Source organism: Acidovorax radicis N35, assembly GCF_000204195.1.
GTDB classification, from domain to species: Bacteria; Pseudomonadota; Gammaproteobacteria; order Burkholderiales; family Burkholderiaceae_C; genus Acidovorax; species Acidovorax radicis.
The window spans coordinates 302,043-315,851 of the sequence record NZ_AFBG01000021.1 but is presented as its reverse complement, the minus strand read 5'-3'; the positions used below and the strand labels follow the sequence as shown (position 1 = coordinate 315,851).

Here is a 13,809-nt window from a genome sequence, read left to right as displayed (position 1 = left end):
CGCCGCGCTTGTGGTGGGCCGCGCCATGGGCGTCATGGGCACGTCACGGTGCGTTCACCACCACGTCACATCGGCGCGGCATGGTTGCGGGTTTCCTCTTCGCCCCACAGTGACCATGTTCCGACCCTCTTCCCTCGCCGTTTGTGCCGCGCTGCTGTGCGTTGCCTCCTCCACCGCGTTTGCCCAGCAGGCGTATCCGGCCACGCTGGCAGGCCACGCCGTGCTGCCGGCCTTCACCGTGATCGCCGCGCCCAAGGACGCGCCTCAGGACCTGCAGGTCAGTGGCAAGTTCACCACGCCGCGCCGCGTGGAGGCCGTGGGTTCGGTGCCCGGCCTGTCCGGCGGCCGCAACACAGGGGTTGCGCTGCCCTTTCAGGGCCAGCCGGTGCAGGGCCACTCGGGCATCAAGCGCATGGCCGATGGATCGTTCTGGATACTCACCGACAACGGCGCGGGTGCCAAGGCCAACTCGCCCGATTTCACGCTTTATCTGAACCATTACACCGTGGATTTCAAGACAGGTCACTTCAACCGCAAGAACACGGTGTTCCTGCATGACCCCGACAAAAAGGTGCCGTTTCGCATCACCCACGAGGGCACCGACCAGCGCTACCTGACCGGCGCAGACTTCGACCCCGAAAGCTTCCAGTTCGCCGGTGGCGCACTGTGGATCGGCGAAGAGTTTGGCCCCTTCCTCATCAAGGCCGACCTGAACGGCAAGGTGCTGGCCGTGTTCGAGACGCAGGTGGATGGCAAGGTCGTGCGCTCGCCCGACGCGCCCGGCGTGCTGATGCCCGGCGCCCCTGACGCCAAACCCACGCCGTTCGAAGTCAAGCGCTCCAAGGGTTACGAAGGCATGGCCTCGTCCAAGGACGGCAGCAAGCTCTATGCATTGCTCGAAGGCGCCCTGTGGAGCGACGAAGCCAAGGGCTATGAGAACGTGGGCGGCAAGCAGTACCTGCGTGTGCTGGAGTTTGACGTGAAGTCCGAGCAATGGACGGGCCGCCACTGGAAGTACGTGCTGGAGGCCAACCACCACGCCATTGGCGACTTCAACATGATCGACGGCACCACGGGCCTCATCATCGAGCGCGACAACGGCGAAGGCACGGCCGACAAGGCCTGCCCCGCAGACCAGAAGCGCACCGACTGCTTCCACGATCTCGCCAAGTTCAAGCGCGTCTACAAGGTCGAGATGAGCGACGCGAACGTGGGCGGCGAGATGCGCAAGATCGGCTACATCGACCTCATGAACATCCAGGACCCGCAGCGCCTGGCCAGGAAGCCCCTGAACAATGGCGTGTTGACCTTCCCGTTCTTCACCATCGAGAACGTGGACGTGGTGGACGCCACGCACATCGTGGTGGGCAACGACAACAACCTGCCCTTCAGCAGCAGCCGCGAGCCCAACAAGGCCGACGACAACGAGCTGGTGCTGCTGGAAGTGGGCGAGCTGCTGCGCGCAAGGTAAGGGGCACCCCCCTGAGACGCTTCGCGTCTTCCCCCGCTCTCGCGCTGCGCGCGGGCAGGGGGACGCAGCCCTCGCTGCGGGGCGGCCCTTGCTCGGCTGCCCTGGCCTGGGTCGCGCCAGTTTTGAGCGCTGCAGACGGGTGCGATGCCCCGGAAAGACCGGTGTGTGGGGGCTCCAACCCTTGGGACACCTTTGAATGCTGCGGGTGGCAAAATTCCCGGTTCCCGTTCCAACGCTCCACAAGCCGCGCCACCATGTTCACAGGCATCGTCCAAGCCACGGCAGGTATTGCCGCCATCCACGACCGCGCAGGGTTGCGCACGTTCACGCTCGATTTCCCCGAGGGCTTCTGCCAGGACCTGGCCATTGGCGCCAGCGTGTCCACCGATGGCGTGTGCCTCACGGTCACAGACATCCTCTCGCCCACGCAGGCCAACTTCGACGTGATGCTGCAGAGCCTGAACATCACCACTTTGGGCAGCTACGGCCAGGGTGACCGCGTGAACGTGGAGCGCGCGGCCAAGGACGGCGCCGAGATCGGCGGCCACCCGCTGTCGGGCCATGTGGACTTCACCGGCACGCTCATCGAGCGCCGCGAGTTCGACAACAACCTGGTGTGGCGCGTGGCCGTGCCCGAGGCGTTTCGCCGCTATGTCTTCGCCAAGGGCTACATCGCCATCCACGGCGCCAGCCTCACGGTGGCCGAGGTGAACCGGCAGGAGGGCTGGTTCGAGATCTGGATGATTCCTGAAACACGCCGCGCGACGGTGTTTGAACACAAACAGGTCGGCGACCGCTTGAACATCGAGATCGAGCGCAGCACCCAGGTGGTGGTGGACACCGTGCGCGAAGCCGTGCAGGAGAGCCTGGGCCGGTTGCAGCCGGTGCTGGAAGCCCTGCTCAAGGAAAAGGGCCTGTCGCTCGAAGACTTCGTGCAGCCGCCGGTGCTGAAGTGAGGGCTTGAAATCGTCAACGCGTTCTGTTGGCGCTTGCGTCGGCCGAAAAAACGGGCGCGTTCAGGCCCCGGCCACGTAGTCCAGAAAACCGGTCACCCTGCGCATACGGCCATGTGCGTCGATCTCCGCCACATCGGTGCCGCGCGCCACGGGTTCTGCACCCTCGGCCGCCAGCGCCCACGAAAAACGCACCACATCATGGTGCCCTTCGGGCGTGCCCAGCAGCGTGAAGCGGTGGCCGGCAAACCGCTGCTGTGCACCGGCAATCAGTGCGGCCAGGCCGTCGTGGCCCTGGCCTTCTATCATGGGGTCCCGGTACTGTACGTCGCTGCTGAAGGTACTGCGCACCAGGTAGTCGCGCTGTGCTCCGTCGGTAGCGTTCCAGGCCGCGATGTAGCGCGCGGCCAGATCGGGTGCGGCCGTGGCGGCGGTCGGGATGGTGGTGGGGTGCTCCAGGGTTTCGACGGTGTTCATGGCAAGGCTCCTTGTAGGGGTGGGACGGGCCGTGCGCGGAGTGCCCGCGGCCTGGGGTCATTGTTCGAAGGAGCCTGAACGGCGTCGATAACCTCGCAGGTCATGCGCGTCCCTATCATCCAGGTCCCGGCATTTTCTGAACACCGTGCCCTGATGCTTTCCTCCACACCTCTCGTCCGCCCCCTGGCAGTGCAGGACCTGCCAGGCCTGCTCGCCGTGCAACTGGCCTGCTATGGCGCGGGCTTCGTGGAGAGCCGCGAGGTTTTTGCAGCCCGCCTGGCCAGTCCGGCCAATTGTTCGCTGGTGCTGGAGCGCGCGGGCGTGGTCTGCGCGTACCTGGCGGCCTACCGGTCGTTGCGGGGCAAGGTGACGCCCCTGCATGGCGGCTTCGAGGCCGTACCGCAGCCCGATACGCTCTACCTGCACGACATGGCCGTGGTGCCCGGGTGCGCGGCGGGCCAGGGCCTGGCCCGCGCGCTGCTGCAGCCGATGTGGAAAGAGGCCAAGGCCCGGGGCCTGCGGCACACGGCGCTGGTGTCGGTGCAGGGCTCGCAGGCGTACTGGGAGCGGCAAGGCTATGCCGTGCAAGCACTGACCGATGCCGCACAGCGCGAACGGCTGGCGAGCTATGGAGGCGGCGCGGTCTACATGGTGCGTGAACTCACCCCTTGATCAGCGCTTCCTTGCGCCATGATCCAGTCGCGGAAACGCCGCAGCGCGGGGTCGATCAAGGCTTCGGGACGGTACACCAGGTGGTAGGCCAGCGGCGTGGCCAGGGGCTTGCAGTGCACGCAGACCAGCTCGCGCGCGGCCAGTTCCTGTTGCACCAGCGCACGCCGCACCAGTGCAAAACCCCGGCCAGCCACGGCGGCCTCGATGGCGGCGTTGTGCGCGAAGACGATGCCGCCCTCGCAATCCAGGCCCGTGACGCCATGCGCCTCGCGCCAAAGCCGCCAGTCGCCTCGGTGCTCGTCGTGCAGCAGCCGGGCGCTGGTGATGTCGGCCACGCGTGCCGTCTTGCGCGGCGCCAGCAGGCGCGGGCTGCACACGGGCACCAGGTCATCGGCCACCAGCACCTCGGACTGCAGGCCGGGATAGATGCCCTGCCCATGGCGCACGGCAAAGTGCACGCCCTCGGCCGCCAGGTCCACCGCGCGGTTGGTGCTGCCCACGTGCACGTCCATGTCCGGGTGCAGCTGCAAAAAACCGTGCAGGCGCGGCACCAGCCATTGCACCGCAAAGCCCGGCGTGCAGCTCACCAGCACCGCATGCCGGCGGTTCGTCGATGCAATGCGTGAGGTGGCATGCCCGATCACGGCCAGACCCTCGGCGCAGGCGGCCTGGTAGTCGCGCCCGGCAGCCGTGAGCGCCAGCCCACGCGGCTGGCGCTCGAACAGCGCGCAGCCCAGGAAGGCTTCGAGCTTGCGCACCTGCTGCGAGACGGCGCCGGGCGTGACGTGCAGCTCTTCGGCCGCACGCCGCACGCTCGCGTGGCGCGCCGTGGCCTCGAAGAAGCGGACAGCGATCAGGGGAGGCAGGCGCATGGTGGTGACTGGATAGTTTGGCTAAACAGGTGTAGAGAATAAATGGTTTGCCCTGGCTCTTCCCTGCGTCGAAGATCTACGGCATGGACCTCCCCAGCCTGCTCCGTTTTGTCGCCCTGGCCGCCCTGTGGGGCGGCAGCTTTTTGTTCATGCGCATCGCTGCCCCGGTGTGGGGCGCGGTGCCCACAGCCTTCGGCCGCGTGGTGCTCGGCGCCGCCGGGCTGCTGGCGTTGCTGGCCCTGGTGCGGCTGCGGCCTGCGTTCCAGGGCAAGCTCGGTGCCGCGTTGATGCTGGGCGTCTTCAATTCGGGCATACCTTTTCTGATGTTTGCACTGGCCGCACGCGTGCTGCCGGCGGGCTACAGCGCCATCCTCAACGCCACCACGCCGCTCATGGCCGTGGTGATCGGAGCGCTGGCCTTTGGCGAGCGCATTACCCTGGCCCGCGTGGGCGGGGTAGTGCTGGGCATGGGAGGGGTCGCGGTGCTCGCGCAGGCAGGGCCGGTCGTGCTCACCATGCCGGTGCTCGGCGGCATTGCTGCTTGCCTGGTAGCCACGGCCTGCTATGGCCTCTCCGGCTTCCTGACGCGGCGCTGGATCACCCAGCGCGGCGGACTGGACAGTCGCCTGGTGGCGTTGGGCAGTCAATGGGGTGCAGTGTTGGCGCTCGCTCCTTTCGCACTGTGGCAGACCGCGCAGCAGCCGGTGGCGACCTGGCTCTCTGCTGGCCCCGCCGTCTGGGGCGCCATGCTGGCGCTGGGCCTGCTGTGTACCTCATTCGCCTATGTGCTGTACTTCCGTCTTATCGCGGATGTGGGGCCGGTCAAGGCGCTCACCGTGACTTTCCTGATCCCGCTGTTCGGTGTGGGCTGGGGTTGGCTGGTGCTGGGCGAAGCGGCTACCTTGGCCCATGCGGCGGGCGGCGTGCTGATCGCGGTGGCGCTGTGGCTGGTGCTTCGGCCCGCGCCGGCAGCCGCAGCGCCCGCGTCCACCCCTGCAGCTGCCGTGCGGCGCTGAGCAAGGGTTAGCGAGGGTAGGCCGTGGCAGCCACGCGTCATGGCGGCTGGTCATAATGCGCGCCATGCCCCACCGCTGGAAACCCAACGTCACCGTGGCCGCCCTCATTGAGCGCGATGGCCGTTTTTTGCTGGTCGAGGAAGAGACCACGGATGGCCTCAAGCTCAACAACCCTGCCGGCCACCTGGACCCGGGCGAGTCGCCCATCCAGGCCTGCGCGCGCGAGGTGCTGGAGGAGACGGCCCACGATTTTGTGCCCACGGCGTTGATCGGCGTGTACCTCAACCGCTTCACCAAAACCCGCACGGGCGACGACATCACCTACATGCGGTTTGCATTTGCCGGCACACTCGGCACCCACCACGATTGGCGCGCGCTCGACACTGGCATCGTGCGCACCCTGTGGCTCACGGCGGACGAGATCCGTGCATGCCCCGAGCGCCACCGCAGCCCGCTGCTGCTGCGCTGCCTGGAGGACTATCTGGCGGGCCAGCGGTTTCCACTGACGCTGGTGCATACCGACATCTCGGTGACCGAACCTGCAGCCGAGTGACCGGCCCTGCCAGTGCGACAGTGGCTACTGGTCCACGGCGATCTTGTGGGTCTTCACGATGTTTTTGTAAAACTGGATGCGCTGCTGGATCTCCTTGCGGAAATCGACGGGCTTCACCGCTTCAGGGAGCATGGCGCCACGATCGTTCCACGCCTTGAGCGTTTGTGGGTCGCGAAGCACCGTGCGCATCGCTTCGTAGAGTTGCGCAACGATCGGTTCGGGCGTTTTTGCGGGCGCCGCCAGCCCCGTCCACGATGTGAGGTTCAACTCCGGCAACTTCAGCTCGTCGAAGGTCGGCACATCGGGCAGCTGGGGGGTGCGGATCGGTGACGCCACCGCCAGCGCGCGCAGGCGGCCGTTCTGAACCATGCTGAGGTTGGAGGACAGGTTGTTCCAGGTCATGTGTACTTGGCCCGCCTGCAGGTCGGTCAGCGCCGGGCCGGCGCCCCGGTATGGGATGTGGGTGATGGACAGCCCCAGCTTGGCCTTGAGCAGCTCCATGCTCGGATAGGCCAGCGAGCCGTTCCCAGACGAGGCGTAGTTCAGCTTGCCCGGGTTCTCCTTCACGTATTTCACGAACTCGGCGAAGTTCTTCACGGGCAGGCCGGGGGTGATCAAGAGCACATTGGCCAGGCGATCAATCAGCGTGATGGGGGTGAAGTCATTGACCGCGTCGTAGGGCAGGCTGGGCGACAGGGCGGGGTTGATCACATGCGTGGTCTGCGAGGTGACGATCAGCGTGTAGCCATCGGGCTGGGCCTTGGCCACCTGCGTGGTGCCGATGGTGCCGCCAGCGCCCCCTTTGTTTTCCACAATCACGGGCTGCCCCAGCACTCGGCCCAACCTGTCGGCTATCGCCCGGCCGGAGTTGTCTACGGCGCCTCCGGGCGGAAACGGCACCACCAGCGTGATCGGACGTGTGGGATAGCGGTCGGGCGCCTGGGCCAGGGCCGGCAGGGCAATGGCGCTCGTCACGGCGCTGGTCGATGCGATAAAGCGGCGGCGGTTCATGGGGGTGGGCATGGTGGGTCCTCTTGGTTGAAATCAGGCGTTGTCCAGGCAAGCGCTGCGGATATGGGCGGCCATCTCGTGCAGTAGGTCGGTGATGTCAGCGCGCACGTGGTTAGCGTGTGGCAGCGGCTCCCGCGTCTGCCCGTCCAGGTAGATGGCCCGGTTGATCTCGATCTGCAGGCTTTCATGACCCCGCGAAGGCGCCCCGAACCGGCGCAGCAGCTCCTGGCCTGCATAGGGGTCGTTGATGGCCACGCAGTAGCCGCGGCGGCGGAAAGCTTCGGCCACGCGCTGGGTGAATGCGCTGCTGCAGCTGCGACCGTTCAGGTCGCCCAGCACCACGTCGGCCAGCGGGCCGGGCGCCACGCGGCCCAGCCGCTCGTAGGCATTGCTGGGCATGGAATGCAAGTTCAAGTGCCAACGCGGGCCACGCTGGGCGGCGGCCTCCAGTGCCTGCGCCAGCGCATGCTGGTATGGGCGCCAGTAGTGGGTTATGCGGTGCGCCACCTCCTGGGCCGACAGGCGGCGCGCGTAGATGGGCTGGTGCGTGGGGGTGTGGCTGGGAACCAGCCCCATGCCCAGCTCCAGGGTGCGGGCGGTGGGGGCGGTGTTGCCGGGCCAGGCATCGGCCAGCATGGTGGGGTCGATGTCGTGCTCATGGCGGTTCGGGTCGATGTAGCTGCGCGCAAAGGTGGCGTGCACCAGCGTGCCGCCCACACGCGGCACGGCGTCCCACAGCCAGTGCACATGGGTGTCTTCGCACTTGCGCAGATCTGCGGTGGAGACGGCATAGCCAAAGTCGGGCGGATAGTCGGTGCCGCTGTGCGGAGAGTCGCAGACCAAAGGGATAGCGGCATCGGTGGCGGGCAGGAGCACCTGGACGGGCGCGGCGGGGAGAAGGGCTTCGGGTAGCTGCATGGTTCTCGGGAATCAAGGTGGGACAGATGGGCGAAGCGTAGGGAGCCAAGTGCCTGCGGGCAAACGACAATTTGATCTGCGCTGATAACCGGATGTAATCACCACCATGCAGTTCAAGTCCCCCTCGCTGCCCGAGTTGCACGCCTTTCTTGCGGTCTGCCAGCTTGGTAGTTTTCGACAGGCGGCGGGTGTGCTGTTCGTGACCCAGGCGGCTGTCAGCCGGGCAGTGCAACGGCTGGAGCAGCGGCTGGAATGCACGCTGCTGGACCGCTCCGGCCCCCGGGTGCTACCCACGGCGCGGGGCCGCGAATTCCAGCAATTGGTGGAGGCCCATGTGGCAGGCCTGGAGACCGCCGTGAGCCGGTTCGGGGTGCGCGCTTCAAAGCGTCGGCTGCGGGTCAGCGTAGTACCCACCCTGGCCACCCGCTGGCTTGTCCCACGGCTGGGCCAGTTCCACACGCTGCACCCGGACATCGAGATCGAGCTGCGGCCGTTCCACCACGATGAGAGTTTCACGCGCGACGACGTGGACCTGTGGGTCAATGTGAAGCGCCCCGGGCGCGCTTGGCCGCGCGGCATCCGTGCACGCTACCTGACGGGGCGAGAGATCGTGCCCGCTTGCACCCCGGCGCTGGCGGCCAAGCTGCGCCAACCGCGTGATCTGCTCAAGGCAACGCTGCTGTTGCACATCAACTTTCCCGGCAATTGGGCGCTGTGGCTGCAAAAGGCCGCAGGGATAGACGTAGCCCCCGTGCTGGGCCCGGGCTTTGATTTGGGCAACAACCTGATCGTTGCAGCCTGTGCTGGCATGGGGGTCACGGTGATCCAGCCCATGCTGATCGAAGCCGAACTGGCGTCGGGCCAGCTGGTGTTGCCCTTCAGCCCGGCCGTGAACACGGACCGGGGCTATTACCTGTGCAGCCGTGCAGCACTGGCCGAGAACGAAGCGGTCGCGCGGTTCACACGCTGGCTGCTGGGTGAGGCTCAGGCCAGCAGCGAACGGGCCGGCTTTTCAGCACGCGGCAGCGCGGCGCGCAAGAAGATGGCCTGACCTGCATGGTGCGGCGGGGGCACCCCTTTGCCGCCGAGGCCAGCTCAGTCCGCCGTGAGCTTGCGCTCCTTGATGATCGCGGCCCACTGCGTGGATTCCTTCTGCATGAAGGCCGTGAGTTCAGCGCGGGCCGTGGGTTGGGGTGTCAGGCCATGCTTGTTCAACGCCTCCTTCACACCTGGGTCGTTCAGCACCTTGACGATCTCCTGGTTCCAGCGCTCCAGCAGCGGCACCGGTGTTTTGCCTGGGGCCACAAAGGCATACCAGTTCAGCGCCTCAAACCCCGGAAAGCCCGATTCCGCCACGGTGGGAATGTTGGGCAGATAGGCCGGACGCGTGAGGCCTGTGGTGGCCAGGGGGATCAGCTTGCCCGTCTCGATATGTGGCAAGGCCGTGGGTGGGGCCGCAAAGTAGGACGTGATGCGCTCGCCCAGCAGGTCCTGCAAGGCTGGCGCGCCGCCCTTGTAAGGCACATGGGTCATGTCGATGCCCGCGCGCTGGTTGAACAGCTCACCCGCCAGGTGCGATGCGGAGCCCGCGCCCGTGGACGCAAAGTCCACGCTGCCAGGTTTCTTCTTGGAGAGCTGCACGAACTCTGTCAGCGTCTTTGCGCCCGCAGCCTTGTGCACCACCAGCACGTTCGGAAAGTTCACGCCCCCTGAAATTGCCGCCAGGTCCTTGAACGGGTCGTAGCTCAGCTTCATGAGGTGCGGCGCGATGGTCAGCGGTCCCACCGAGCCGAACAGCAGCACCGTGCCATCGGGCGCCGCATTGGCCACGAACTGGTGCGCGATGTTGCCACCCGCGCCGCCCTTGTTGTCCACCACCACCGACTGGCCGATGTTCTCGCCCAGCTTCTTGGCGATCAGGCGCGCGGCGGCATCGGCCGCACCCCCGGCCGCAAAGCCCACGACCAAGGTAACGGGCTTCTTGGGCGGAAAATCCTGCGCGGCAGCGCCGGAGGCCAGTGGGAGGGCGGCCAGCGCCAGGGCGCAATGCAGCAGAGTGCGTTTTTTCATGGATGTCTCCTTCATCGTGGGTTGCTTGTGTGTGGGGTGGTGATGGCCTGGGCACTTAGTCGGCGCCCAGGCCAACCGGGTTGGGCTGGCGCTTTTCGACCGCATGGCGCAGCAGCGATGCGGTGCGGAAGATGCCGTGCGCAAACTTGCCGTAGGGCAGCGTGGCGAACAGCGCCATCACGGCGCCCAGGTGCAGGCACAGCAGCAGCGGCAATGCGGTTGTGCCGCGTGAGGCCCACAGCGCCAGGCCACTGGTGGCGGTGAGGAACAGCAGCGCGATGAAGGCGCGGTCCATGGGCTTTTGCGCGGCGTCGCCGTGCTCGGGGTGGCGGCGCAGGTTCAGCCGCCACAGGCCCGCAGTGCCGATGGCCAGGCTGATGCCGCCCACGCCGCCCAGCAGCTTGGGCAGGCTGGGCAGGTCGTAGGGCGCGGGCGCACCCAGCAGGTAGTGGTACAGCGTGGCCACGCTGGTGGCCGCAAAACACAGCAGGAAGCCGTAGAACGTGAGGTGGTGCATGCGCCTGCGCGACAGGGTGTAGGCGTCGTCCTCGTTGTGGCAGCCGTCGCCGTGGCCGCCGTCCAGGTATTTGAGGCGCAGCACGGCGTCGGTGGCCTCGGCAGCCGCTGGAGGCGACAGGCGCGCGCCGCTGGTGGCGGGTGTCACATCGCGCCAGAAACGGCGCACGCCCAGGCCCAGCGCGAGCACGGCGAACAGGAACACCGGCGCGAACAGGCCCACCAGCAGGTTGTGCGGGAAGATGCCGTAGAAGCCGCCTGAGGGGGCCTGCCATAGTGCGCTGAGGCCCTGGCCATGCAGCACCACGGCCAGAAGCAGGAACAGCGTGAGCCCGGCCACCAGCGCCAGCGCGAGGGTCAAGCCGTTGCGCTGGTACAGCTGGCCCAGCGCGGGCGGCCAGGCGTAGTCGGCATAGGTCTGGCCGCGCACCTGGGCCATGGCCTGCGGAATGTTCACTGCAAACTCGTGCGGCGGTGCGTACTGGCAGGCATGCAGGCAGGCACCGCAGTTGTGGCACAGGTTGGCGATGAAGTGGATGTCGGCCTTGCCAAACTCCAGCCGCCGCGTCATGGCGGGGAAGACGGCGCAAAAACCTTCGCAGTAGCGGCAGGCGTTGCAGATCTGCAGCTGGCGAGCTACCTCGGTCTCGGGCGCCGACAGCACGATCTCGCCATGCGCCAGCGCCCGGGCGTCGCGCGTCAAGGCTTCAAGCGTGTGCATGATTTGCTCCTGATTTTGTAGCCAATTGCGCATGATGAATAAGCGCTGGAGCCTGTTTTGATGCCAAAGCGGCCCGCGCACCCGCGATGCGACCAAACGCGGTGCCAATCGACATGCCGACACCGGCCGTGTAGCCCTTGCCCAGCACATTGCCAGCCATCATTTCGCCGGCCACAAACAGGTTGGGGCTGGGCTGGTTGTTGAACCGCACGGCAGCGGTGTCGTCGGTGTGCAGGCCCAGGTAGGTGAAAGTGACGCCGGGCTTGAGTGCGTAGCCGTAGAACGGGCCTGTGTCGATGGGCCGGGCCCAGTGCGTCTTGGCGGGCGCGACGCCTTCGGTGTGGCAGTCGTCCAGTGCGGTGTGGTCGAAGGTGCCCACGCGGCAAGCGGCGTTGTAGCCGTTGAGCGTGCGCATGAAGGTGTCCACGGGGAGGCCGAGCTTTTCCGCCAGCTCGGGCAATGTGTTCGCCTTCGCGCCCGGGAACACGGGCGGCATGAAGCGGCCAATGGCCTTGCTGTCGATGACCGAATAGCCAATCTGCCCCGGCTGCTGCGCTACCAGGCGGCCCCAGATGGCATAGCGCTTGGGCCAGAAGTCCTCGCCCTCGTCGTAGAAGCGCTCGCCGTTGCGATTCACCACCACGCCCAGCGATACGCAGTCGATGCGTGTGCAGATGCCGCCGTCGTACAGCGGTGCGCGTGCGTCGATGGCCACCATGTGCGCCTGCGTGGGGTCGCCAATGCGGTCGGCTCCATGGGCGTCAAGCAAATGCTTGAGCAACACGCCCTTGTTGTAGGCCGTGCCGCGGATCAGGAAGTTGTCGGCTGGCCACTCGCCCCGTTCGTTCTGGCCCCAGGCCTCGCGCAGCCATTCGCGGTTCGATTCAAACCCGCCTGCGGCCAGCACGCAGCTTTTGGCGGCGATGCGCTCGCCATTCGCCAGGTGCGCGGCGATGAAGCGGCTGCCCTCCATCTCGATGCGCTCTACCGGCGCTTCGTAGCGGACCTGCACGCCCAGTTGTTCGGCGCTGCGGTAGTAGGCGTTGACCAACGCCTTGCCGCCGCCCATGAAAAACGCGTTGGTGCGCGCCACATGCAGCGTGCCTGCCAGCGCGGGCTGGAAGTGCACGCCATGGCGGCGCATCCAGGGCCGACAGGTACCCGATGCTCGGATCACCAGGCGCGCCAGGTGTTCGTTGGTCAACCCGCCGGTCACCTTGAGCAGGTCCTGCCAGAACTCTTCTTCAGGGTAGGCATCGACCAGCACGTCCTGCGGCGCATCGTGCATGCAGCGCAGGTTGCGCGTGTGGGCCGAGTTGCCGCCGCGCCAAGCGCGCGGGGCCGATTCGAGCAGCAGCACGCTGGCGCCCGCTTCGCACGCCATCAGGGCGGCGCACAGGGCGGCGTTGCCGCCGCCGATGACGAGCACATCGACCGTGGTGGGTTCTGCGGAGTGGGGGGTATTTGGCACCGTGGTTTTCCATTCGTGGGGTGTAGCGCCACTGTAGAAATTTCGCCCCGGTGTGGGCAGGCCCGAAAGGGCAAGGGGCCATCACGTTTGGTGATGGCTTGATCACCTGAGTGCCGTTGGGGTGGCTACGCCAGCGTGGCGCCCACCCAGGTGCCCGATTGCACCAGCGCCCGCGTACAGTCCGCCAGCACCACGCGCGTGGCCAGGGCGGCGGGCGAGAGTTCGTCGTCTGACAGGCTGCACAGCGCTGCAGGGCGACTGGCCGGGGCGTCGGACAGCTCAGCCAGGCCAAAGCGTTCGTTGGCGTCGGGGTAGCGCCCCACGGCGGCCCAGGGTTGCAGGGTGCTGCCCAGGCCCGCGTTCACGGCGTCCATCAGCATGGCCAGCGAGTCGATTTCCATCGCGACATGCGGCGCCACCTGCGCTGCGGCAAACGCAGCATCGATGCGGCTGCGCAGCCCGTGGGGGCCTGTGGGCAGGACCAGCGGCTCGGCCTTCAGTTGTGCCAGGCGCAGCCGCTTGGGCAGCCGGGCGGGCAAGGTGCTGGCGCCGCCGTGGGCGCTGCGGATGAGGAACAGCCGCTCGTCCAGCAGGGGCAGCACGCTCCAGCGGCGCGCGGGCTGGGTGTCGAACAGCACGGCCAGGTCCAGCTGGCGCGCGTTGAGCATGTTGGAGAGGTGGCCCGACAGGCTCTCGACCATGTGCAAGCGCACATCGGGGTAACGCTCGCGCATGGCCCGCATCAGCGGCACGCCCAGCACCGACGCCGTCGTGGGCGCCAAGCCCACGCTCACGGTGCCCGACAGGCGCGCCTGCTGCGCCACGCGCGCCGCCTGCTCGGCATGGCGCAGGGTGAGCTGCGCCTCGCGAAAAAAAGCCAGCCCGGCTTCGGTGGGCACGGTGCCCTTGCTGGTGCGTTGCAGCAGCCGCGTGCTGAGCTCGCCCTCCAGCCGGCTGATCTGCTGGCTCAATGCCGACTGCACCATGTTCAGGTCCAGTGCGGCGCGGCCCATGGAGCCGAGTTCGACGATGCGGACGAAGTAGCGAAGCTGGCGCAGTTCCATGGGGCGATGGTCGCACAGTCCCAC

The 13,809-nt window shown here is 67.1% G+C and carries 14 protein-coding genes; 6 read left to right on the top strand and 8 right to left on the bottom strand.

Annotated features, from left to right (window positions below; genetic code table 11):
- Positions 1-115 precede the first annotated feature (115 nt).
- Both ARADN35_RS0118435 and ARADN35_RS0118430 read left to right on the top strand, forming a co-directional pair.
- Entirely contained in the window at positions 116-1,471 is a 1,356-nt protein-coding gene (locus tag ARADN35_RS0118435; RefSeq protein WP_010464727.1) for an esterase-like activity of phytase family protein, read from the top strand.
- Between the two features lie 254 nt (positions 1,472-1,725).
- Positions 1,726-2,427, top strand: coding sequence for a riboflavin synthase (locus ARADN35_RS0118430; RefSeq protein ID WP_010464725.1), 702 nt, complete (start codon positions 1,726-1,728; stop codon positions 2,425-2,427).
- Positions 2,428-2,487: 60 nt separating this feature from the next.
- Here the strand turns inward: ARADN35_RS0118430 and ARADN35_RS0118425 are convergent, their stop codons facing one another.
- Positions 2,488-2,901: a nuclear transport factor 2 family protein gene (locus ARADN35_RS0118425; protein WP_010464724.1), complete on the bottom strand. Its 414-nt coding sequence runs from the start codon at positions 2,899-2,901 to the stop codon at positions 2,488-2,490.
- Between the two features lie 153 nt (positions 2,902-3,054).
- Here ARADN35_RS0118425 and ARADN35_RS0118420 point away from each other — a divergent pair, with 153 nt between their 5' ends.
- Positions 3,055-3,573: a GNAT family N-acetyltransferase gene (locus ARADN35_RS0118420; protein ID WP_029414170.1), complete on the top strand. Its 519-nt coding sequence runs from the start codon at positions 3,055-3,057 to the stop codon at positions 3,571-3,573.
- Here ARADN35_RS0118420 and gcvA read toward each other — a convergent pair.
- Positions 3,546-4,445, bottom strand: a complete 900-nt coding sequence (gene gcvA / locus ARADN35_RS0118415) for a transcriptional regulator GcvA (RefSeq protein WP_010464719.1) — start codon at positions 4,443-4,445, stop codon at positions 3,546-3,548. The genes ARADN35_RS0118420 and gcvA overlap by 28 nt on opposite strands.
- An 83-nt stretch (positions 4,446-4,528) precedes the next feature.
- Here gcvA and ARADN35_RS0118410 point away from each other — a divergent pair, with 83 nt between their 5' ends.
- Both ARADN35_RS0118410 and ARADN35_RS0118405 read left to right on the top strand, forming a co-directional pair.
- Complete coding sequence (locus ARADN35_RS0118410) at positions 4,529-5,461, top strand: DMT family transporter (protein WP_035197523.1); 933 nt, start codon at positions 4,529-4,531, stop codon at positions 5,459-5,461.
- A gap of 64 nt (positions 5,462-5,525) precedes the next feature.
- Entirely contained in the window at positions 5,526-6,014 is a 489-nt protein-coding gene (locus ARADN35_RS0118405; RefSeq protein ID WP_010464715.1) for an NUDIX hydrolase, read from the top strand.
- 24 nt (positions 6,015-6,038) lie between these two features.
- On the opposite strand, the gene ARADN35_RS0118400 is transcribed toward ARADN35_RS0118405, so the two are convergent.
- Positions 6,039-7,037: a Bug family tripartite tricarboxylate transporter substrate binding protein gene (locus ARADN35_RS0118400; RefSeq protein ID WP_010464713.1), complete on the bottom strand. Its 999-nt coding sequence runs from the start codon at positions 7,035-7,037 to the stop codon at positions 6,039-6,041.
- A 21-nt stretch (positions 7,038-7,058) separates the two neighbouring features.
- Entirely contained in the window at positions 7,059-7,943 is an 885-nt protein-coding gene (locus ARADN35_RS0118395; RefSeq protein WP_010464711.1) for an N-formylglutamate amidohydrolase, read from the bottom strand.
- Positions 7,944-8,049: 106 nt separating this feature from the next.
- Between ARADN35_RS0118395 and ARADN35_RS0118390 the strand changes: the two genes are divergently transcribed.
- Positions 8,050-8,994 carry a LysR substrate-binding domain-containing protein gene (locus tag ARADN35_RS0118390; protein ID WP_010464709.1) on the top strand — a complete coding sequence of 315 codons (945 nt, stop codon included), beginning with the start codon at positions 8,050-8,052 and terminating at the stop codon, positions 8,992-8,994.
- A gap of 44 nt (positions 8,995-9,038) precedes the next feature.
- Here the strand turns inward: ARADN35_RS0118390 and ARADN35_RS0118385 are convergent, their stop codons facing one another.
- The 4 genes from ARADN35_RS0118385 to ARADN35_RS0118370 all read right to left on the bottom strand — a co-directional run bounded on the left by ARADN35_RS0118385 (position 9,039) and on the right by ARADN35_RS0118370 (position 13,785).
- A complete protein-coding gene (locus tag ARADN35_RS0118385) occupies positions 9,039-10,013 on the bottom strand; it encodes a Bug family tripartite tricarboxylate transporter substrate binding protein (protein WP_010464707.1) in 975 nt (324 codons plus the stop codon).
- A gap of 55 nt (positions 10,014-10,068) precedes the next feature.
- Positions 10,069-11,250 carry a tricarballylate utilization 4Fe-4S protein TcuB gene (gene tcuB, locus ARADN35_RS0118380; protein WP_010464705.1) on the bottom strand — a complete coding sequence of 394 codons (1,182 nt, stop codon included), beginning with the start codon at positions 11,248-11,250 and terminating at the stop codon, positions 10,069-10,071.
- A complete protein-coding gene (tcuA, locus tag ARADN35_RS0118375) occupies positions 11,237-12,721 on the bottom strand; it encodes an FAD-dependent tricarballylate dehydrogenase TcuA (protein ID WP_010464703.1) in 1,485 nt (494 codons plus the stop codon). The genes tcuB and tcuA overlap by 14 nt, the downstream gene beginning before the upstream one ends.
- 125 nt (positions 12,722-12,846) lie before the next feature.
- On the bottom strand, positions 12,847-13,785 hold the full coding sequence (locus ARADN35_RS0118370) for a LysR family transcriptional regulator (RefSeq protein WP_010464702.1): 939 nt from the start codon (positions 13,783-13,785) through the stop codon (positions 12,847-12,849).
- Between the last annotated feature and the right edge of the window lie 24 nt (positions 13,786-13,809).

Coding starts and splice junctions, on each gene's coding strand:
- ARADN35_RS0118435 (WP_010464727.1), top strand. CDS start 116: ATGTTCCGACCCTCTTCCCTCGCCGTTTGTGCCGCGCTGCTGTGCGTT.
- ARADN35_RS0118420 (WP_029414170.1), top strand. CDS start 3,055: ATGCTTTCCTCCACACCTCTCGTCCGCCCCCTGGCAGTGCAGGACCTG.
- ARADN35_RS0118395 (WP_010464711.1), bottom strand. CDS start 7,943: ATGCAGCTACCCGAAGCCCTTCTCCCCGCCGCGCCCGTCCAGGTGCTC.
- ARADN35_RS0118430 (WP_010464725.1), top strand. CDS start 1,726: ATGTTCACAGGCATCGTCCAAGCCACGGCAGGTATTGCCGCCATCCAC.
- ARADN35_RS0118405 (WP_010464715.1), top strand. CDS start 5,526: ATGCCCCACCGCTGGAAACCCAACGTCACCGTGGCCGCCCTCATTGAG.
- ARADN35_RS0118425 (WP_010464724.1), bottom strand. CDS start 2,901: ATGAACACCGTCGAAACCCTGGAGCACCCCACCACCATCCCGACCGCC.
- ARADN35_RS0118385 (WP_010464707.1), bottom strand. CDS start 10,013: ATGAAAAAACGCACTCTGCTGCATTGCGCCCTGGCGCTGGCCGCCCTC.
- gcvA (WP_010464719.1), bottom strand. CDS start 4,445: ATGCGCCTGCCTCCCCTGATCGCTGTCCGCTTCTTCGAGGCCACGGCG.
- ARADN35_RS0118370 (WP_010464702.1), bottom strand. CDS start 13,785: ATGGAACTGCGCCAGCTTCGCTACTTCGTCCGCATCGTCGAACTCGGC.
- tcuB (WP_010464705.1), bottom strand. CDS start 11,250: ATGCACACGCTTGAAGCCTTGACGCGCGACGCCCGGGCGCTGGCGCAT.
- ARADN35_RS0118400 (WP_010464713.1), bottom strand. CDS start 7,037: ATGCCCACCCCCATGAACCGCCGCCGCTTTATCGCATCGACCAGCGCC.
- ARADN35_RS0118390 (WP_010464709.1), top strand. CDS start 8,050: ATGCAGTTCAAGTCCCCCTCGCTGCCCGAGTTGCACGCCTTTCTTGCG.
- ARADN35_RS0118410 (WP_035197523.1), top strand. CDS start 4,529: ATGGACCTCCCCAGCCTGCTCCGTTTTGTCGCCCTGGCCGCCCTGTGG.